At 46.7% G+C, this 20011-nt stretch carries 22 protein-coding genes; 13 read left to right on the top strand and 9 right to left on the bottom strand.

The genetic code is table 11. The annotated features are described in order from the left end of the window. The first annotated feature begins 199 nt into the window (after positions 1–199). Positions 200–2467 (top strand): VWD domain-containing protein, encoded by a 2268-nt coding sequence (locus tag H3H32_RS09070; protein WP_182462368.1) that lies wholly within the window; start codon positions 200–202, stop codon positions 2465–2467. 151 nt (positions 2468–2618) lie between these two features. Here the strand turns inward: H3H32_RS09070 and H3H32_RS09065 are convergent, their stop codons facing one another. Then, positions 2619–4439 carry an autotransporter outer membrane beta-barrel domain-containing protein gene (locus H3H32_RS09065; RefSeq protein WP_240543730.1) on the bottom strand — a complete coding sequence of 607 codons (1821 nt, stop codon included), beginning with the start codon at positions 4437–4439 and terminating at the stop codon, positions 2619–2621. Positions 4440–4461: 22 nt separating this feature from the next. Continuing rightward, positions 4462–4722, bottom strand: coding sequence for a hypothetical protein (locus H3H32_RS09060; protein WP_182462367.1), 261 nt, complete (start codon positions 4720–4722; stop codon positions 4462–4464). Between the two features lie 188 nt (positions 4723–4910). Between H3H32_RS09060 and H3H32_RS09055 the strand changes: the two genes are divergently transcribed. Genes H3H32_RS09055 through H3H32_RS09045 form a run of 3 tightly spaced genes read left to right on the top strand, consistent with a single transcriptional unit; the run spans position 4911 to position 8212 of the window. After that, on the top strand, positions 4911–5675 hold the full coding sequence (locus H3H32_RS09055) for a hypothetical protein (RefSeq protein ID WP_182462366.1): 765 nt from the start codon (positions 4911–4913) through the stop codon (positions 5673–5675). Next, a complete protein-coding gene (locus H3H32_RS09050) occupies positions 5659–6126 on the top strand; it encodes an AMP-binding protein (protein WP_182462365.1) in 468 nt (155 codons plus the stop codon). Before H3H32_RS09055 ends, H3H32_RS09050 begins: the two co-directional genes overlap by 17 nt. Continuing rightward, positions 6074–8212, top strand: coding sequence for an AMP-binding protein (locus H3H32_RS09045; RefSeq protein WP_240543871.1), 2139 nt, complete (start codon positions 6074–6076; stop codon positions 8210–8212). Before H3H32_RS09050 ends, H3H32_RS09045 begins: the two co-directional genes overlap by 53 nt. Before the next feature lie 574 nt (positions 8213–8786). On the opposite strand, the gene H3H32_RS09035 is transcribed toward H3H32_RS09045, so the two are convergent. Then, entirely contained in the window at positions 8787–9026 is a 240-nt protein-coding gene (locus H3H32_RS09035; protein ID WP_182462362.1) for a DUF2652 domain-containing protein, read from the bottom strand. Positions 9027–9284: 258 nt separating this feature from the next. On the opposite strand from H3H32_RS09035, the gene H3H32_RS09030 reads away from it, so the two are divergent. Continuing rightward, complete coding sequence (locus H3H32_RS09030) at positions 9285–9455, top strand: hypothetical protein (RefSeq protein WP_220472623.1); 171 nt, start codon at positions 9285–9287, stop codon at positions 9453–9455. Then, positions 9422–10306 (top strand): IS3 family transposase, encoded by an 885-nt coding sequence (locus H3H32_RS09025; RefSeq protein WP_374191819.1) that lies wholly within the window; start codon positions 9422–9424, stop codon positions 10304–10306. Before H3H32_RS09030 ends, H3H32_RS09025 begins: the two co-directional genes overlap by 34 nt. Positions 10307–10522: 216 nt before the next feature. Here H3H32_RS09025 and H3H32_RS09020 read toward each other — a convergent pair whose 3' ends face one another. Beyond that, on the bottom strand, positions 10523–10726 hold the full coding sequence (locus H3H32_RS09020; protein WP_182462359.1) for a hypothetical protein: 204 nt from the start codon (positions 10724–10726) through the stop codon (positions 10523–10525). 64 nt (positions 10727–10790) lie between these two features. Here H3H32_RS09020 and H3H32_RS37125 point away from each other — a divergent pair, with 64 nt between their 5' ends. Further along, positions 10791–11162, top strand: coding sequence for an ISAon1 family transposase N-terminal region protein (locus tag H3H32_RS37125; protein WP_220472622.1), 372 nt, complete (start codon positions 10791–10793; stop codon positions 11160–11162). A gap of 34 nt (positions 11163–11196) precedes the next feature. Continuing rightward, positions 11197–12117: an ISAon1 family transposase gene (locus H3H32_RS09015; RefSeq protein ID WP_220472681.1), complete on the top strand. Its 921-nt coding sequence runs from the start codon at positions 11197–11199 to the stop codon at positions 12115–12117. A gap of 6 nt (positions 12118–12123) precedes the next feature. Here the strand turns inward: H3H32_RS09015 and H3H32_RS09010 are convergent, their stop codons facing one another. After that, positions 12124–12285: a hypothetical protein gene (locus tag H3H32_RS09010; RefSeq protein ID WP_220472621.1), complete on the bottom strand. Its 162-nt coding sequence runs from the start codon at positions 12283–12285 to the stop codon at positions 12124–12126. Positions 12286–12301: 16 nt separating this feature from the next. Beyond that, a complete protein-coding gene (locus H3H32_RS09005) occupies positions 12302–13093 on the bottom strand; it encodes an SDR family oxidoreductase (protein WP_182462358.1) in 792 nt (263 codons plus the stop codon). Positions 13094–13231: 138 nt separating this feature from the next. Between H3H32_RS09005 and H3H32_RS09000 the strand changes: the two genes are divergently transcribed. Next, complete coding sequence (locus H3H32_RS09000; RefSeq protein WP_182462357.1) at positions 13232–13615, top strand: winged helix-turn-helix transcriptional regulator; 384 nt, start codon at positions 13232–13234, stop codon at positions 13613–13615. Between the two features lie 249 nt (positions 13616–13864). Continuing rightward, positions 13865–13996 (top strand): hypothetical protein, encoded by a 132-nt coding sequence (locus H3H32_RS37825; protein ID WP_256432988.1) that lies wholly within the window; start codon positions 13865–13867, stop codon positions 13994–13996. Between the two features lie 183 nt (positions 13997–14179). On the opposite strand, the gene H3H32_RS08995 is transcribed toward H3H32_RS37825, so the two are convergent. The 3 genes from H3H32_RS08995 to H3H32_RS08985 are packed head-to-tail and all read right to left on the bottom strand — an operon-like array spanning position 14180 to position 16509. After that, on the bottom strand, positions 14180–14917 hold the full coding sequence (locus H3H32_RS08995) for a carboxypeptidase-like regulatory domain-containing protein (protein WP_182462356.1): 738 nt from the start codon (positions 14915–14917) through the stop codon (positions 14180–14182). 45 nt (positions 14918–14962) lie between these two features. Beyond that, positions 14963–16294, bottom strand: coding sequence for a glycosyltransferase (locus H3H32_RS08990; protein ID WP_182462355.1), 1332 nt, complete (start codon positions 16292–16294; stop codon positions 14963–14965). Between the two features lie 35 nt (positions 16295–16329). Continuing rightward, positions 16330–16509, bottom strand: coding sequence for a hypothetical protein (locus H3H32_RS08985; RefSeq protein ID WP_182462354.1), 180 nt, complete (start codon positions 16507–16509; stop codon positions 16330–16332). A gap of 397 nt (positions 16510–16906) precedes the next feature. Between H3H32_RS08985 and H3H32_RS08980 the strand changes: the two genes are divergently transcribed. The 3 genes from H3H32_RS08980 to H3H32_RS08970 all read left to right on the top strand — a co-directional run bounded on the left by H3H32_RS08980 (position 16907) and on the right by H3H32_RS08970 (position 19999). Beyond that, a complete protein-coding gene (locus H3H32_RS08980; protein WP_182462353.1) occupies positions 16907–17482 on the top strand; it encodes a cupin domain-containing protein in 576 nt (191 codons plus the stop codon). Between the two features lie 69 nt (positions 17483–17551). Then, a complete protein-coding gene (locus tag H3H32_RS08975) occupies positions 17552–18898 on the top strand; it encodes a hypothetical protein (protein ID WP_182462352.1) in 1347 nt (448 codons plus the stop codon). Between the two features lie 15 nt (positions 18899–18913). Beyond that, positions 18914–19999, top strand: coding sequence for a S41 family peptidase (locus H3H32_RS08970; protein ID WP_182462351.1), 1086 nt, complete (start codon positions 18914–18916; stop codon positions 19997–19999). The last annotated feature ends 12 nt before the right edge of the window (positions 20000–20011 follow it).

The following is a 20011-nucleotide window of genomic DNA, read 5'->3' as shown; positions in this document are numbered from 1 at the left end:
AACTTGAGTATAGCAAGCCCTCTCCGGTTTGCCCATCATTTTTTTACGCCTACCCCAATTGATCAGCGTAGAACAGTCCTCAATGTGGGAAATCGAATGACCAATTTTGTATGGAGTAAGCTATTTCCCTTTTTTAATTCGAAATGATATAACAAGCTGAATGTCAAAACTTGCTCAACGATAAGTTCATACCTCACTTATGAAGTACTTTATCTGTTTCCTGTTACTCGTCCTCATTTCCTGTAAGCACAATCAAGATACCCCAGTAGCGACCAACACAAATGCGCCGGCCGCATTTGACCAGATCAGACAGGTAGCCGTTCGCTCAGCCGACAGCCCGCTGGGACAGGTTTTCCATAGCCCCGACATCAACAAAGATATACTGGTATTCGGCACCAAAAACAGTTACGGTTACCTCAAGCAGGTTCAGTTCGTGCTCGTTACGGATGCCAGCACAAAAGAGTGGATTTTATACGAATTCAATTCCAGCTACTTACCCATCTGGGCGCGTCTGTCGAAGGGCTATACGATCGGCTTTACGAATTATAACATGACCAGCAGAACGGTGACCATAACGGGTTACCAGACCGACACGCGGGCTAAGTTGGGTACTATGGATGGGGTCAAACTAGACCAGAACGTATTTGATTGGGCCAGTGGTGCGCAGACGATACTGGATCAGGACCTGCGAATGGCGCGGGTAGCTAGTCAGTGCAGTCAGAGCCAGTACAAGGCAGCAGCAGCCGGGTATTTTGCGGTCAATGCAGCTGGCTGCGCGTTGGGAATCAGCGAATTCGGTACCGGCATTGGCATTCCTGCTGCCATTCTGAGTATTTACAATACCTATCAGAGTTGTAAAAGCGCACTGGGTGTGTTGGGCAATATTGCCTCCGGCCAGCCAGCTATCGGTTGCCCCTCGGCTCAGGATATTGCCAATAATGGAGCGTCCTGTCTGGAAGGTGAGCTGAACGCATTTTCGGGCAATCCCTACAATTTTGTGCAAAGCTGTGCGTCGGGCATTCTGGCCAACGCAGCCTCAGAGGCAGCCTGTGACTGTAAGCCGAACGACGATCCCCTACCCGCCCGCAGCACCGGCGACCCGCACCTGCGTACACTCGACGAACTCTATTATGATTTTCAGGCTTACGGCGAATTTACCGCCCTAAAAGCGACGGCGGGTGATCTGGAAATCCAGGTTCGGCAGGAAGATTACAACAATACGGGTGTGGCCACGGTCAATACGGGCGTGGCCGTTCGGATGGGCAGTGATGTGGTGTGCGTACTGGTGAACCCCAACCGGTTGTACGTCAATAAGGTGCTGAAAACGGACGCCTTCACTAGTTTACCGCTCAGCAATGGTACCACGCTCACCAAAGATGGTAACGACCTGACGCTGACCAACTCTCAGAACGAAAAAGTAACGATTGAGTGGCGTGGCGGTTATTATTTGCTCGACTATCTGGTAACCCTTAAAGCGGCCCGGGCCGGGCAGGTAAGCGGCCTGTTGGGTAACTTCGACGGTACGCCGGGCAATGATCTTATGCTCAGTACCGGTGCGGCTGTCAACCGCTTTACCGACAATATAACGGGTTCGTACGCCGATAGCTGGCGGATTCAGCAAGCTCAGTCGCTGTTTGTCTACGAGTCCGGGAAAACGACGGATTCCTATACCAATCGCAACTTCCCACGCACCAGCGTGACCCTGACAGATGAGCGCAAACAATGGGCCGAGGGTATTTGCCAGAATGCTGGCATCTCTGATCCCAATTATTTGCAGGACTGCATTTACGACGTAGCCATAACGGGTGAACCAACAATTGCCGAATCGGCCGCCTGGGGCCAGAAAGCGGACGGCGTTCCAACCGCCCTGCCCCTGGCGGCCAACAGCGATTTTAACCAGTTCCTGAACGTACGTATGGAGCTTTCGAGTACACAGACTGATCTGGACCAACTAAATCTGCTCGACTTCGATGCTGGTAAAGTGTATAAACTGCGTGACGGTGCAGCCCACGCAGCGACTATCGACGCCGTTGGAAGCCAGTACTGCGGTAGCAATCTAACCACCCCTGCCACAATCAAAACATGCGATCAGTCGTGTGGCACGGGCCCAATCTGGAACGTGATCAGCAGTCAAAACTGGCCGACACTTCAGCGGGGAACGTTGCTTTATGTGGGCGCTAACAATAATCCGGGCCTTCTGTTAAGCCAATGGAACAGCATTCAGCAGTCCAGTGATATAAAAGCGTTGGTTCGCTCTAATTTCGACAAAGACAATACGTTCTCATCAGTGGTACTGGAGAGCAGTGGTACCGATCAGAATACGTGTTTGCCGACCTACCTTCAGAATCGGTTTCTGTATACGTTTATAACGGGTCAGGGCAAGCTTGGCCTGTTTCGGATTACGGGCAATGGCACCACGGCCGAAGGACGCCGATGGTATACTATGGATATTAGAATTCAGAAATAGGGTGTTCGCATCGTTGATAGGACCACCTGCCGGGCTCTATGCCTGTGGCGACGGCTACCGAAAGTTTTTGGGGGTTGCCGTAGTCATTTAGACAACAAACCTAAAATATTTGTATGCCTGGAAAATGGAGGGTTATTCGAGAATGTCAACATTACTGTCTCTGAAGCACTAATTTCATTAACCTCTTTAACTCGTCAATCTGAGCCTGTTGCTTCTTGCTTTCAGATTCTAACTGCTGATCTTTTTGATGAAGTTGTTGATTCATCTTCTCTAACTGAATACTATACAATGTCAACTCCTCCACCTTCTCTAGTAAAATGGCGTTTATCTTGACCAGATCAACGCCATCTTTAGCGACCTCAGTGGCCGAAGGTACATTGGGCAAATGGCCATTCGCATCAATGTACTTCTTGACTTCAGCAAGTGGCGTTAACTGATAGTTCGGCACAAATACCTTATCGCTCCATTCAGAAGGATCATTAATGCGTAGTTGGTACCGAGCTTTAACCACATCGCCTTGCTCATTCACAGTTAAGAAATGATCGGTCGAGCGAGAGGTAGGCGAAGAACTCGTTAATTGTTCTAGGCGAAAGCCCGACTCGTTGGCCACAGGACTGTTCACGTGCAACGGCTTGGAAGGCGATGAAGTGCCAATACCCACGTTGGCGTTATTGCCTAAAATAAGGGCGTTGTTTATTGACACTCGGCTGTTTGATCCGATGGCCGTGGCGTTGTGAAGGCCATTTTCGGCTTGAGCGTTGTAGCCCATTAAAACGTTGTCGTCTCCGGTTGTAATGGCAGTTCCCGAGTTGGGGCCAATAATAATGTTGTTGGAGCCGGTGGTGTTATTAATACCTGCATTAGACCCTATAAATGTATTATTTTGGCCTGTGGTAGTATTCGCCCCTGCATAATATCCAAAAAAACTATTGTTATTGGACTTGGCCAAAGAGCCAGAGTAATAGCCTGTAAAAGTATTATTAGAACTATTTATTGCGGCATAGCCTGCGTACGATCCTAAATAGGTATTCTTTCCTCCTGTCTGATTAGCGCTGCCAGTTAAATACCCCATTGCTACATTACCATCTGCAGTAGTATTTGATTGACCAGCTGCACTTCCAACGAAAGTATTGTAGTTTCCGGTTGTGTTTTTCCAACCGGATAAGGTTCCCAAAAATGAATTATAGCTACCAGTATTATTTTCGTTACCAGATTCACGACCAAAGAAAACATTGTACCACCCCGTAGTATTGGCTTTTCCCGCATTAGCTCCAGTGAATGTATTGGAGTAGCCGGTTGTATTATTATAGCCTGAACTTATCCCAACATACGTATTGAAAGCGCCATCTGTATTAGAAAAACCGGCTTTTGAGCCTATAAAAACATTTTCAGATACAGTGTTGTTCAGTCCAGCCGAATCACCAATAGCTACAATATTACTGCCTATTCGATTGAAGTATCCAGCGGATGCACCTACTATAACATTGCTATATCCACTTTTGCTATAATAGCCCGCAGTATTCCCAATCATTATATTAGAGCTTCCCGTTTCATTAGAATTACCAGCAGCGCCTACAAATATATTCCCCCCCCCTCTAGTATTTGCAAAACCTGCGTTAATGCCTAAAAATGTATTTGCGTTTCCAGTCGTATTGGATGCACCGGAATTATAGCCTAAAAATGAATTTGCTGTTCCTGTTGTATTTGATTTCCCAGAGTGGTTCCCAAGAAACACATTAAAAAAACCATTAGTATTAGCAGTGGCGGAAAAAGCACCGATAAAAACATTTTCATTCCCAGTCGTGGTAGGATTGCCCGCATAGGGACCAATTATTGTATTATTATTACCAGGTAATGCCGCAAGGGGCGAAGTAGCTACGTAGTTATTTTGGGCAAAAACTGAATAAAAAGAAAACAGTAATCCTATTGAAAAAAGGGATTTCAGGATGAGGAAGGTAAAGGAGTATTTCATTAATTCAAATTAAAGGTAAATTCTAATAACAAATCTTGCAGGGCACATACCCCATAGTTCTAGCTTCACTAACAAGGCTTACTCCTGATCGGCATCGATTGAGTCCATGACATTCGTAGTCATGATAGGCATTGGCACTCCGACTACCACAAACCAATACTGTGGCTACTTCTGGCCGTTTATTATCATGGCTGCTGTGATGGGTACGAGGAGCTGCCCCCTGGCCAAATGAAATGACCGAACAGAGAATGTAAATACAGGAAGGCAGTAGAAGTCCTTTCATGCAATTGCCAGACAAAGCCTCAAAGCAATGTTCTTTACTGTTGGTACAATACGGAAAAAACACCCTTTTTTCTCCCGTATTTCTCCCGTTTCAATACAATTGATCGAAATAAGTACTAAGTATCATATTTACTTATTATCTATAAGAAAAACTATTACTTTTATATTATCGCTTTTAATAAACAAAAAATGGAATTGTTTGTACGTTATGATCTTGAACGTTTAGCAAAATACGCGACTCTCCCTCAAAATACTTCCCGAATACGGATCTACGTTACGACAAACTATGCATGTCTACACTTCGCCGATGTAAGCTATTTCAATTATTGCATTTGCCTGGACATCCAACAGATTCGCCAAATTGTCGAGGAGACCAAGCGGTTTTATCAGGCAACGCCCCATCGGTTACTCGTTGAAGATACTGTGCAACAGGCCGACATCCACCTTTTTCTCAAGCAGCAAGGCTATTGTTCAAAAGGCCGACAGGTGGTGTTGGTGGCGCCAGATCAGTTTAGTAAACTGAACGTAACGGAAGTGGTGACGGATTTAGAGCGGGTTTCGGTAGTAAATCTGCACCCGTTTACCCAGGATTATCTAACCGCTTTTGAATCAAATCGAACAGATGCGGAACCGGTTGCGATCAACTTTGGCCAGTTACTTCGTTCCTCCGATATTCTACTTTACCGAGTTTTAGCTGACCAACGACCCGTTGGCATTGCGGCTCTATACCAGCAAAATAAGCATTTCCTGCTGGCTGGAGGGGCCACGCTCCCCCTTTACCGAAATCAAGGTTTTCATACCGGTGCTTTAATTAATCGGCTACGTTATTGTTATCAACATCAGCCAGCAAGTATTTCCGCCTGGGCTTACGAAGGTAGCGTTAGCTATCAGAATATGTGTCGCCTGGGTTTAGTCCCTCACAAACGATACTGGATTTATGAACATGGGATTTAGTGAGCGGTGGAACACTGTCGCGGAACAGTTTGCGCAGCATGAAGCGATCCGCAATTCAGCACGGCAGGTCACCTATAAGGCGTTGGGCGCTCAGGCGAATGCGTATGCTTGTCAACTAGCTAACCTGGCCATTTGTAACGGTTGCATTGCTGTGCTTATCCCCGATCCAATCGATCATATAGCAGCTCTACTGGGGATTCTTTTATCTGGTAACTATTACTATTCGATTAGTCTGGAGCGTACTTCGATGATAAGTCAGGTGTTAAAAAGCACCGGTGCTGAAGCCTTGATTACCTCCGCACATAGTATTGTAGCTGATCAGCTAGACGACTCCGTTTTGCTGATTCAATCACCAATAAGTTCACTTAAGCCGCCCCCCCCCCCGGGTCAACTTACGTATCGATCCATCGGCAGCTTTCTGCTTATTCACGACCTCTGGTACTACGGGTGAACCAAAACAGGTCATTCATTCGCATCAGTATATCCTCGCTGACACTGATCGACAGATACTAGCCAATCAGATTGAGCCGGTTGATCGGATTGATTTACTGTTTTCCCTGGAGTTTAGTGCTTCTCTGGCCTGTATTTTCCCGGCCTTACTGACGGGAGCTACGCTGGTTGTTCATGATCTAAAAAAAGAAGGGGTATTATCCTTGGCGACCTTTTGGCAGCGAGAACGGATTAGTTTTAGTACGCTTTCGGTCAGTAGCTTCCGGCTTCTAATGAAAAGCTCCTTTGATTTCAAGTCGCTCGAGAGGTTCCGCTTTCTATCGATTGGCGCCGAGCCAGTTCGTCGCCGGGATATTGAATGTTTCCAGGAGCGGTTTGGCGCTACAACGATGCTCCAGGTCGCCTATGCCACTACCGAAACCCGGACGATTACGGAGTATAAAATTTACCCTACAACCTCCTGGACAGAAACCCTAAATTCAGTGGGTAGAGTTGTTGAGGGACGTACCATTCAGATCCAGTCTGAAACAGGCAATTGGTTAGGAGCCGGAGAAGTGGGCGAAATCCTGATTCGGGCTCAGGGAATGCCCCAGGCTTACGCCAATGGGTCAACGGCCAGCCAACGGGCTTACCAACGTCAACCTGACGGATCCGTTTTTTATGCAACTGGTGATGTAGGGTATTTGGATGCAGCAGGGTACCTTTTCTGGTGTGGTCGTACAGACTTCATGGTCAAACGAAATGGACAGAAAATTAATCTGCTTCTGGTGGAAGACGAACTTCGGCAAGCCCCTGGTGTGGAAGCGGTGGCTATTGTTTGCGATCTTAATGCATCTGTTCAACCCCTCATCCAGGCGTTTGTGAAACCAGGCGACCTATTTGATCTGCCAACCGTAAAGCGCTGGCTGGCCAACCGGTTGCCAATTCTACTGCTCCCTGACATCTATCACATAATCCAAGAATTACCTCGTACCCAGACGGGTAAACTTGATCGCCCCCAGTTGGTACGTCTGTCCAAAGAGACCCCGCTGGGAAGTTCGGTTAGGTTCGGTGATCCAGCAAACGAGCTGGTGAATCGGATCAAAGAAATCTGGGCACAAGAACTAAATTACCCAGAACCTATTGCCGATTATGATGATTTTTTTCGAGATCTGGGTGGTGACTCATTGCTTGCCGAAGCTTGCTTAGCTACCCTTGAGTCAGCGATAAAGCAGCCTTTACCTATGCAACTGGCCTTTTCTTACTCGACGCCCCAGGCACTGGCCGCTTTTATTGGTACGCCCCCTGAAACGGGGGTACAATGTATTTCACTCAATCCGCCAGTCGCCGGTCGTGCTCAACTCTATTTTATTCCTCCCTTGTCGGGCGACAAACGAATTTATCAGGGATTAGAAGATGCCCTGACTGATCATGCTAATTTGTACTGCCTGTATTTTTCTCCGTTCACACCCAGTGGGCAGTTACGGAGCTTGACTGAGTTGAGTGATTTAATAGCTCAGTTAATCAATACAGACTCACCTAACCTATTGCTTGGCTACTCATTCGGAGGTATTTTAGCCTATGAAGTGGCGCTACGGTTAGATCAACATTCCCCATCCCATGGATTGAATCGCCTGGTGTTGATCGATACTCCTTTATACAAAAGTCATCCTTTATCTTGGGTGCTGACTCAAGACTTGAAGCGAAGTTGGCGTAAGTTGCAGCGCGGTATTTTTACCCGCGAACCTCTGCATGTACGAGCTAATCTAAAACAGTTGCTAACCCGGTATTACGGTCGCTTAAAGCCATCGAGTGCTCTGTTGAACGAGACCAATTGGCAACAAAAAGCAGATTTTGCGGCTCGGTCGTTGAGCCAGCAGATCAACCTTCGGGAGCCCATTCAACGGCCTATTTTGTTGATCAGGGCAACCGACTCGTCTTTTTTTGATCGTGATATCCAACCTGATTATAGCTGGCAGGCTTATACCAAATCCTGGGTCGATGAACACCTAGTTAATACGAATCATTACCACGTATTAAATCCAACCCATAGTGCGAAAGTAGCCCGTATCTTAATTGGTATCCTAGATCTTGAGGATAAGATTTGAATGAGTCATTTCTATTTAGAGTGGGAAGACCCTACTCCTTTGCTCTTTCTGCTCTAATTTCGCTCCGAACATTGTGATTTATCAAAATAAGTTTCGCACTGTCAATAAACGACGGCCATTGTGGCCAAAGAAAGACTGCTTTTTGATGCGGTAGATCGTCAGACAATATCGAGGGTTCTGTAAGACACTCCTTATTTATGGTACTATGAATTAGCAAACCGATATTTCATAAATTGTCGAACACTAGTTACAATAATTTCAAAACAGTTGTTCTCGTGGGGTTGAAGAAAGAATATACGACGCCTAATTTAGATGCGTGTTTAATAGTTGTAGATCGAGAAGGCGAAGTCAGAACTAGTAGTTGGTAGTGGAACCTGACAACTTTTTTTTTCAGAGAATAGACTTATCGGCACTGCTCGTTACCCTCGCCTGCCCATAGAACTTACGAAACCTTTCTACCATAAATTCGGCAATGGCCTCATAGTGCGTGACCATTTTCATCGATAACATCGCAGTTTGAGGGCACTTAATATTTAGTTGCTCAATTCGCTCATTAAATGCGGCTAGCATCTACTCAAACTGGAACAACACCGCCGTTATCGGGTTGGGTTGCCCCGTATTTGTAAAACAAAATGGCATCGCCTTCTATTTCGGAAAGTTGAAAATCCAGTGTATTATTTCTAATAATGGAGCCTAATAGGCTTGCTATCACACTAGCGCCTGTAATATTATTGGCTTGTTTAACAAACTGGGAATAGCCGCTGATATCCACAATCAGAATAGTACCTTTTTTTTCGGTAATGGCCTGTTTCATTATGATATAACTGGCTGGGTTTCTCCAAAAACGATCCGATTTCTTAGCTGTAGGGCTATAGTGGTCCCGCTTTTTTGTACCATCCCTTAAGCTTGTCGAAATGGTTACTAACTTAGTTAACCATGAAAGCAAAAAGCCGTCGTCAATTCACCTCCGAGTTTAAGGTGAAGCGGGGCCGCCCGAGCGGTAGTTTTAGAAGTATTGCGTCAGGACAAGACCCTCAATCAGATCGCTAGCGAGCATGAGCTGCATCCACAGATGGTGCAGACTTGGAAACAGGCATTTATAGCTGCGGCTCCGCAAGTATTCGACCGGCAAAAGGGAACAGAAAAGCCCTTTGCTGATGAAACAGGACCACTTTATGAGCAAATTGGGCGACTCCAAGTGGAAGTGAATTGGCTCAAAAAAAAATTAGCGACCAACCCTTAAGCCAGCGAAGAGCCATGATCGAACGGTCTTATACGAACTTGAGTCTCCGACGACAATGCTGGCTGTTGAGTATTAGCCGGGCCGGTCTGTCTTATCAACCTGTGCCGGTCGATGAGCAAAACTTGCAGATTATGCGCCGGTTGGATGAATGGTATGTTGAACATCCTGATCTGGGCCATCGGCGTTTGGTGGTCCTTCTCAATCAGGAAGGTTGGACAATCAATATTAAGCGAGTCCGCCGTTTGCGTACTCTAATGGGTCTGGAAACACAGTTTCCTAAGCCTAATCTATCAAAACCGGGTGTGCCCCGGCAACGTTTTTTCTATTTGTTACGTGACTTGGTCATCCATACTATTCATCAGGTGTGGGCCACTGATATTACGTATATTCCCATGCCTAAGGGCTTTTTCTATGTAATGGCCATCTTGGATTTGCATAGCCGATATGTACTTCACTGGCAGTTGAGCAATACCCTTGAAGCGGATTGGTGCGTAGAAACGTTGCAGCAAAGCTTACAACAGTGGGGTAAGCCCGAGATTTTCAACACTGACCAAGGGAGCCAATTCACTAGCGATGACTTTGTGGCTGTTTTACAAGGCCATCAAATTGCCATCAGTTGGGATGGGAAAGGCCGAGCCCTAGGCAATATATTTGTAGAACGGTTCTGGCGGACGCTGAAATACGAAGACGTTTATTTACGAAACTACCAAACTGGTTATGAGCTTCGAGCCGGTTTGAGTAAGTACTTTCAGTATTACAATCACCAACGGCCCCATCAGTCTTTGGGTTACCGAACGCCAGCAACAGTGTTAATGGAAGGGAAAGAAAAACAACATAAATCTGTCAACTAACCATTTCGTTTGCCCAGATGGTGGTACAGAGATTGGGGTACACCATAGGGCCTGCTTTACAGATTGGCCGATAAGATTTGTTGTCGGAATAGTTTTTGTGCAAAGCTTCTTTTCTTCGGTCTGCCTATTTTCTATGGCTGCACAATAAGATATCCTTTATCTACTTTGCTTGTTGTTATGAGCTAAAAAGGAGTGGTTAATTTTAGCCACTCCTTTTTAGCCTGTAATTTTCAATGACTGTATCAATTCATCAGCTATTTTTAAATGATAACTCAATACAACAGGACTTCCGTCAAAATTTCCTGAAACTTCTACTTTTAAAAGACTTTCCGTTTCTTTTTCTTCAAAGCTGACGGGCTGCATTGTAGCCTTGTATCGCTCGTTGGCATCTGCAATCCAATCCTCTATTTCTTGGATCAAGGACAATACTTGTGGAGGGCGTTGTATTTTTCTAGGTTTATGTTTTCACCAAGTCTAGCTCGTTTTGGAAAGTTTCTTGCCTTTAGTCGAACACCTCTTACCGGAGTTCCTTCTAACTTATTACCAACTAGCTCGCGTCGAGCCATCAGCGGATTTACTTCATCTCTATTTAGAAGAGAAAAACTACCAGGAGTCGGCTAAGCCCAAAGCCGAACTATTATCCAAGGGCTTTCTGCCCGAAATCACCATTCAGGACTTCCCCATCCAAGACAAACGTGTGTTTCTGCACATCAAACGCCGTCGCTGGCTCAATACCAAGACGCAAAAAGTAGAAACCCGAGATTGGAACCAGGTGGCACAGGGCACGCGAATGACGACAGACTTTGCGCTTTTTTTAAACCAGATCGACGGATTCATCCCCCCACAGTACCAATAGCCTTGTCCGTCTTTATGGCGTTGATGGTAATCGGCTGACCCGCCAATACCGAACCGAGTTAAGTACGTTTTCGACTTGGGATCAACGAGCCCATGCCAAAGACTGGCTTTTGTATCCTCAGAATCTGGGTCCACACCTATCGCTGGATGAAACGAGCCTATCGCAGGGTGAGCTCTACACGATTCTGACCAATAAAGCCGCCAAAGGGGGCAAGGGCGCTATTGTGGCCATTGTCGCAGGAACTAAGGCCGAAACGGTGATTGAGGTCTTGCGTAAGTTAGCTGAAAGCCAGCGCAAAAAGGTACAGGAAATTACCCTGGACATGGCGGGTAATATGGCCTTGATCGCTAAAAAATGTTTCCCCCAGGCTACTCAAGTAACTGACCGTTTCCATGTGCAACAATTAGCTTTGGAGGCTGTTCAGCAGATGCGCATTCAATACCGCTGGCAAGCCTTGGACGCCGAAAATGAGGCTCTTGAGCAGGCCAAACTAACCGAAAGAGCTTATGAACCGGAGCTGCTTGCCAATGGCGACACGGTCAAACAATTGCTGGCTCGCAGTCGCTATGTGCTTTATAAAAGGGCCACTGACTGGACGATTAGTCAACAAGAGAGAGCGGCTTTGCTTTTCGAACGGTATCCGGATTTGAAGACCGCTTATGAGTTGAGTCAGAGTCTGAGTCACATCTTTGAAAACACGACCACAAAGCTTTATGGCTTAGGCCGGTTGGCCAAGTGGCATGAGCGGGTTCGTCAAGCCGGTTTCAAAGCCTTCAACACGGTGGCTCGTTCGATTCAAAACCACTATGAAACGATTCTGAACTACTTTGACAACCGCAGCACGAATGCCTCGGCGGAGTCGTTCAATGCTAAGATAAAAGCATTCAGGAGTCAATTCAGAGGGGTTCGCAATGTGGAGTTCTTCCTTTACCTGCTGACTCAGTTATATGCTTAATCCAAGTTACTCCACAACTTTTGACCTTGATCCTATTTCTTTTCGTCCATGGTGGGTTTTTCCCTCATCGAAAACTACGGCTGTTTCAAAAAAACAAGTTGCATAGGCAACGCTATCAAAGTTATTTTGTGCTAGCACTAGTTCTGCTACTACTTTTGGTAAGTTCATTATTTTAAAAAGGTTATTAAATTGTAGGTATCGTACCGCCATCGATTACAAATTCAGTCCCTGTCAAATAACTGGCCCTTGGTGAAACAAGAAAACCTACTAACTCAGCTACTTCTTTCGGTTCGGCAGGCCTGCCATAAGGAATTCCACCCAATGCATCCATTACACTTTGTTGCGCTTCTTCTACAGTACTATTCGCGTTTCTTGCAATTTCACCCAGCCAAGCTTCCGATGCTGTCGTATTGATCCATCCAGGTGAAACAGTCAGCACCCGAACACCCTTGGGGGTAACTTCATTGGATAAACTTTTACTATAATTGATCAATCCGGCTTTGGCAGCTGCATAAGGCAAAGTAGATTCAAATAGCGGCAGTTTGCCTTGAATCGAAGCGATATGAATAATAACACCACTTTTTTGATCGATCATTGTTGGTAAAAAACCTCTGTCCAGTCGAACAGGAGCCAGCAAATTAGCTTGTAGGGTTGATTCCCAATCGTCATCCGTTAGTACGGTAAAACCACCCGCGGGTGTTACTGAAGAACCAAGGTTGTTGATCAGGATGTCTAGCCTCCCATAAGTCGATAGCACCTCGCTGATTACTTTTTGTGATCCTTCTGCCTTACTTAAATCGGAGGGAATGAAATGAAACTTGCTGTTTTCTTTTTCCGGTGCGTTTCTTGCAGTAATAATAACCGTTGCCCCTGCTTCTAAAAGCCTTTCTGCAATGGCTCTTCCGGCTCCTTTTGTACCTCCTGTTACCAAGGCAATTTTGCCTGATAATTCATTGTTGAAATTAAACTGTTCCATTTTATTGCCCCGCTTTTAAGAATTTACAGGGCAAATTTTGGGTATAAAAGCAGTCGGTACAAGTACGGCATTACGATTCATATAGGGATAAATTTATCCCCTATTGCTCAAACTAAGACATACTTTTAGTTTTGTAGTATGTATGAACGGAAAACAAAACCGAACCTAAATTGTGGGCTTGATCTAGTCGGTGAAGTACTTTACGGCAAATGGAAAATCCGTTTGCTGTGGTTTATCAATACGGGTCATAAACGCCCAAGCGAACTGCAACGCAAAATCCCAGATGCTTCACGTAGGGTTTTGAATATTCAATTGAAAGAATTAGAAGAGCACGAACTGGTTACGAGAAAAATTTATCCCGTTGTACCGCCAAAAGTAGAGTACAGCCTTACCGAATTTGGAAAGACGTTAATCCCCGTAATTGCCGCGTTAGGGCAATGGAGCGATGAACACGAAGACCGTTTGCGAGATGTGATTTCGAGACAAGCTGTAAGTTCTACTTTGGACATCCCCTCTAATTAGTTAATCTGTTTATCAACGGTAGCCCATTGTCAGTACAGCAGGTAGGCAACACAAATTTTTCTCATCCCCCCCCGAATTATACATACTCAAATCTCTCTTCGTCTCATTTGGGAATATTTATTGAGACAGGTAATAGATGAGTATTTTCCTGACATTTAATGCCTTACCAAACCTATTCGCACCTATATAACAAGTCGAAATCAATAAGAAACATATTTGTGCTTCTAGCCCTCCTGGTAGTTGGTTGTCATGATTCGATTCCAGCCACGAGTACACATAACCCGCTTCGCCTATTATGACCGTCAGGGTAGCCTTCAGGATGATGAGAGGATTGTTGGTGTACAGATTCAGCTGATAGGCTGCCCACTCACCCCTGAGTAGAGGGGATGGTATCAACCGACCTCCTGGTTCGCCACCCATCTCCTGATTAGGAGACAGGCTTTGTAACAGATTGAATTGGAGAGGTAGCTATGGAATCCAGGATTGGATTAATGGAACAACCCTAGCGGGTAGATAAGGGATCTCAGAACAAGAGTTCATATTACTGGATTCGCATACTCTGCTTTACTCTGTTACCTCAATATGCATTTCATAAATGTCTTCGATGTAGTAGCTCGATTGGAAAATCGTCGTCACCGATTTTTCATACGCCTGATTTGAATCCAGAATGCGGATGTAGAGCGGTTGGTTTGTTGAGATGCGACGAGCTGATACCCGATACTTGCCAATAGGCACGCCTTGCGCCGTGTAATAATCGGTATGGAAGGTGAGCGTTTCGCCTTGTGTGCCATCAATGAGGGCAATTGGTTCCAGCTTGAATTCGATATCACCGGTGCTAAAACTGGTGCGATTCGTTACTTCTACGGTGCCCCCGTACAGACCTTCGTCGCCAAAATTACCTGTTTTTTCGCCCCAGAGCTTAAGCTGTAAATTTTTAACGGCTCCTTCATCAGGCATAAAAGTGTCATCATCCTCAGTAAACAAAGGCAGTTGATACGTCTTTCCTTCGAATTTCATCTTCACGCTACCCCGCACGTAAAACGCGCCGATGCCGGGCTCGTTGGGTAAACTGATTTTGTAGTTCCCATTCGCATCTGTTGTGCTGATTACGTTCTTACCAACCCAGATGGAATTATTGGCAATGATCGTTGCGCCCGCCAGCGGACGACCCTGGGTATCGACCACATGGCCTTTGACAAAACCGGCCTGAATCTTACCAGGATCAGTAGAGAGGGAATCTTTGGTGCAGGCTGCCAGACTGAGTATACCGGCGATCAGCAAAAAACGGTTTACAGTTTTCATCGTAATTTGTTGTTTAAAAAGAGGAGTGCGAAATGGATTAAACGATTAGATCAATGTTGTCTGCTTCTCAGCTAATTCGGGTGACGATTCGCTCAGCAGTTCTAAAATATATTTTTCACACAAGCTGTTAGTCGCGTATTGCTTGAATTCAGCACCCAGCCGCTGGACGTTGATTCGATAGTAGGGATCGCTCAACACCTTCTCGATACTCTTTCTTATTTTGGCCGCCGTTGGCGTTTCAGTTTTCAGATTAATACCCACTTTAAAGTAGCCAATTCGGGCTGTAATCTCGTTTTTGCCTTCGTGTACACCAGCAGCTACTAGTGGCAGACCGTGTTGCAGGGCCAGCATGGTTCCGCCGTACCCCCCATTGGTCACGTAGACATCGGCAAACGGCATGACGGAGTTAAAGTCGATGAAGTCGTCAATAATGACGTTCGACTGCGGGTACTTCGCTCGCAGTTCTTCTGTCCGAGAGCCGCCCGTGGTCACAATAACCAGCGTTTGGGAATCGTCTTTAAAGGCTTCTAAAGTGGGGATGATGATCTTTTTCGGGTCGCGTTCTACCGTACCCTGAGTCACTAAAATGACTCGCTTATGCTGTTGAATTTTAGCCGTATGCCTGAATGGATGGCGACTACCCGATTGGTAGGGTAGCAATGGCCCGACAAAGCGAATATTGGGGCTCATGTCCGGCCGGCTGTATTCAAAGCCAGGGGTACCACTTTGTAAATAAAGATCAGGCTCACGGGTAAGCGCATCGAATACGAACTCGCCCGTAGGTTTTTGGCCGTGATCGATCAGCACCTGATTGTAGACGTCGGTACAGGGTTTTAGGAGAAACTTCGTAACCAGATAGCGCAGCATATCCTGCTTCAATCGGCCCAGCAATGTACTCGAAGGCTCTATACCCAACCCTGACGGCGGCAATCCTTTTGAACTCTCGCCCAAAGGCCCAATACCGATCGATACCAGTGGCACATTTAATAGCTTTTGAAGAATCGGCCCTCCGGTAAAGGCGGCATCGCACAGGATCAGGTCGAAGGGGAATTCGCCGTAGATGGCTTTTACATCACTCACCAGCTCGGGGGCTCTCAGAAAAAAGACGTTGTTAAGGTCGAAGCGCAGCCGCTTGATGGTGCCTTTCATAAGTAGGCGTTCAGGAAACTCGGTGTCCAGATTAAGCTGATTGATTTCGCGGGTTTTCCGGAACGGATAGAACGGGATACCCAGCTTACAAATTTTGTCTTTGTAGCTTGGGCCAGTGTACCAGCGAACATCGTGGCCAAGACTTTGTAAATGCTTAGCAAGACCCGTCAGCGGGTTCAGGTGGCCATCGAGCGGCATGGTGGCAATGAGAATGCGTTTGTTATTCATTGGATTGTTGTTTATAGTTTGTGTAAAAGAGAAAATTAGCTAACAGTGACCCAGTGCACCAGCGCCTGCGTAGAGGGAAGTTTGTCCTGTATGAAATCGGCGAATACCAAGGCATAATCGATTAATAGCCAGCTAACGGCCCATAGAAAGATCAGCAGTAGGGTCAGAAATGTGACGGCATTCACCAGGTCAGTAGAAAGGGTTAATTTTTTCATGTGTATGGATTGGTTGTGAGTCAATTTTGTTGTTTACTGTCCGACAAAATTCTGATCCTCAACCAACTCCTGAAATCCTGCCCTGTCTAAAGTATCATTCTGAGGCATCGAAACGGCATGAGCGTCATTTTAAGCAGCCTGGGCTAGTCACATCGTCTCGGCTAGCGTACAACTTTTACCTCTTCTCATAGTCATACACTTGACGCAGCAGACTGGCAGGGGTACTACGTAGCTGCCAAATGATGGTTTCTGCCTGCTTCGGTTACTGCAAGTGCTACTTCGAACAGATACCAATTGGTCATTGGGCTTACCCCACCTCAATTTTGGATAAGCAAACCAATGCCAGACCCGAACACCGGGCCAGTTCTTAATCAACCGATTATTAAGACACAAAGGAATGACAACGCCACCCCGCGCCGGACTACTTACCGGGCGAACCATAACCAACCCCGTACTAAAAGAGGACACTATTTTCCTGGAAATCAGCAGAGAAAGCGATGGGCGTCATACACTGGTTGATGTGCTACTAGCCCCCGGAGCCGGAACCCCCATGCATTACCATACCGATTTTTCGGAAGAATTTACCTGTCTGGAAGGTGAGCTGAGCCTGAAAATTGATAAGCAGATTATCCGACTAAAACGGGGGAAATCCGTTAGCGCACCCGCCCGTTGCAAGCACCGTTTTTTTAATCAGTCTGGCGAGCCCTGCCGCTTCCAGTGCCGCTTTACACCTGGTTTTCCAGGCTTTGAGCAAACATTGCAGATTTCCTACGGCCTGGCCCGCGATGGGAAAACCACGGCGCAGGGAATACCTAAAAATCCATACGCACTGGGCTATCTGGTCCTGATTAGCGAAACGCGTATGACAGGTTACCTGGGACTTTTTCAGCCACTATTTAACTGGCTGGGTCGCCAGGCGCTCAAAAATGGCGTAGCCGCCGACCTACAGCGTCGCTATCTGGCGGTCTGGTAACCATCAAGGCAAAAGAACTCTCTCAATTTTTACAACAACTAATGAATCTATCAACTCTCTTTTTTAACCATGAACCGTTTCTTATATGTACCCCTGTTTTTTCTCGTCGGTCTACTAGCCTGCCAAAAATCAACCGACGCTGTCAATCCGGTTGACACCACCAAACCAGCCGACACGACGACCCATACCCCCTCACCTCACACCGGTGTCGTGTATGAGCACGGTGCGCCGGTAGGCCAGCCAATTCAGAAAACAATCGGCCCCGAAGGCGGAACACTGGCTTCTGCCGACGGCACCCTCAGTATGACTATTCCCGCCGGAGCCGTTTCCAAAGCAACTACCTTCACCATGCAACCCGTTACGCCTACTTTACCAGGACTTATTAACGGTCAATCGTTCCGGCTGCTTCCCGAAGGACAGACCTTTGACAAACCCATTAAGCTCCAGTACAAATACAATGTCGATAGTTTAGACGGCACGTCGGCTCAGGCATTGTTTATGGCCTATCAGGGTAGTGATGGCTATTGGAAGGCGTTACTAAATACGGAGCTAGACGAAACGACGCAAACCCTTACAGTCAGCACCAAACACTTCAGCGACTGGGGCGCTTTTGCCGAATACACCTTAGAAGCCAAACCTGATTATCTTTCACCCGGCCAATCGTCGACACTTCAACTGTATAGTTATAGTGGCGATTTAGTGTCATCGCTGACAAGCAGTGATTTGGAGGTGCATTTATCACGACAAAAGACACTGGAAGACCCTAGCAACATCCGTAATTGGCGGGTAGTCGGCAAAGGAAAGTTAGACGTGGCTGCCTCCAATGTACAGGCAACCTATTCGTCGCCGGCAGGCTCGGCGCAAGGCGCTGATTTGGTAACGGTTGATGTCTACAACTTTTTGCCACCTGATCAGCAACCCCGCAAGGGTGCTACCGGCAAGGCTGTGTTGATGAAAACTATCCGCTATGGCGGCACTTATTTTCGGGTTACAATTGATGGAAAGCCCATCAACAGCAAGGGAAACTACGGCTTTACGAGCCCTTCTATCCAGACGTTTGGTACCATGCTTGATGGCGGGCAGACGCTGAGCCTGCTTATACATAAGCCGAGCCTGGCACCAGGTGTAACGCCTTACGCGAGTATCGAAACGGAAGGGCGAGCGGAAGTTGCTTTGGGGGAAGGCAACCGTAACCTAACCAGTAACCACGCATACTGCGATTCGGACGGTTGGATAAGCTACTCGGAAGCTTCCCCGTGGAACGCATTCATCGATGAGGTGAAGGTCATCAATGGGGTGACCTTCGTGACAGGTACCTTTAAGGCGGAAGTGTACTGGGTGGAAGGAAACTGTCCCAACCTGAAAATTGACAAGCGAATGGTGAGCGCTGAATTTAAGGTGGCGATGGCTAATTAACGATCAATAGATACGATGCATCGCTTACCTCAAACCCTGTTGCACCTGCTGTATTCAGGGTCACTCATGCTGCTACCACGAATTGGCTTTTGTCAACCCGTGGTAGCGGGTCCTGATCAACCCATTGATGCCCAAACGCGCATGGTTGTCATCCAGTCGCTTCTGCAGCAACTGGGTTCCCAGTATGTATTTCCGAAAGTAGCCACCCAGATTCAGGAAGTTATTCAAGCCAAACTGAACGCTGGCGACTACGACTCTATTACCAGCAGCAAGGCATTTGCCGATACCCTGACCGTTCAGATACAGCGGATTAGCCATGATAAACATTTGCAACTGTTTTATCAGAATAAATCGGCTTCCTCAGCGAGCAGCGATCTTACCGCCAAGGCTGACGGAAATACTACTCTGGAGCAATACGGTCGGCAGATCAATTTTGGTTTCGGCAAACCAGAACTCCTGCCGGGCAATATTGGCTATCTCCGAATCGATGAATTTATGCCCGTCGAATTGGCGGCTCAAACGGCTACAGCGGCCCTAACGCACCTGAACCAGACCGATGCACTAATTCTGGATTTACGACACAATCGGGGTGGTGAACCGGCAATGGTTGCTTTTCTGGCCAGCTACTTTTTCGGTTCCGATTCGGTTCATCTAAACGATATTGTTAGCCGGGGTGGTAAGTCGGTTCAGTCTTTCTGGACGCATTCGCAACTTCCGGGTAAACGCTATGTCGGCAAATGGGTATACATCCTTACTAGTAAAAAGACCTTTTCGGCGGGCGAAGAATTTGCTTACGATCTTCAGAATCTGAAACGCGCCACACTTATTGGCGAATCAACGGCCGGTGGCGCTCATTCTGGAGAGATGGTTCGAATCGGTGATCATTTTTCGGCTTTCATCCCAGCCGAATATGCCTTGAACCCGATTACGCATACGAATTGGGAGGGAACGGGTGTGCGACCCGATCTGGCAATAGCCGAACATAAAGCTCTGAAAAGAGCCCAGATAATTGCTTTAGAAACACTTATTTCAAGCACCGATGAGGCTAGGAAACGACGGAAATTGACCAGGCTCATCAAGGAATTAAAAACAGTTGACTAAGCGATACAACAT

The sequence above is a fragment of the Spirosoma foliorum genome (genome assembly GCF_014117325.1).
Taxonomy (GTDB): Bacteria; Bacteroidota; Bacteroidia; order Cytophagales; family Spirosomataceae; genus Spirosoma; species Spirosoma foliorum.
The sequence above is the reverse complement of the archived record's forward strand: the minus strand, read 5'-3'. Positions and strand labels throughout refer to the sequence as shown.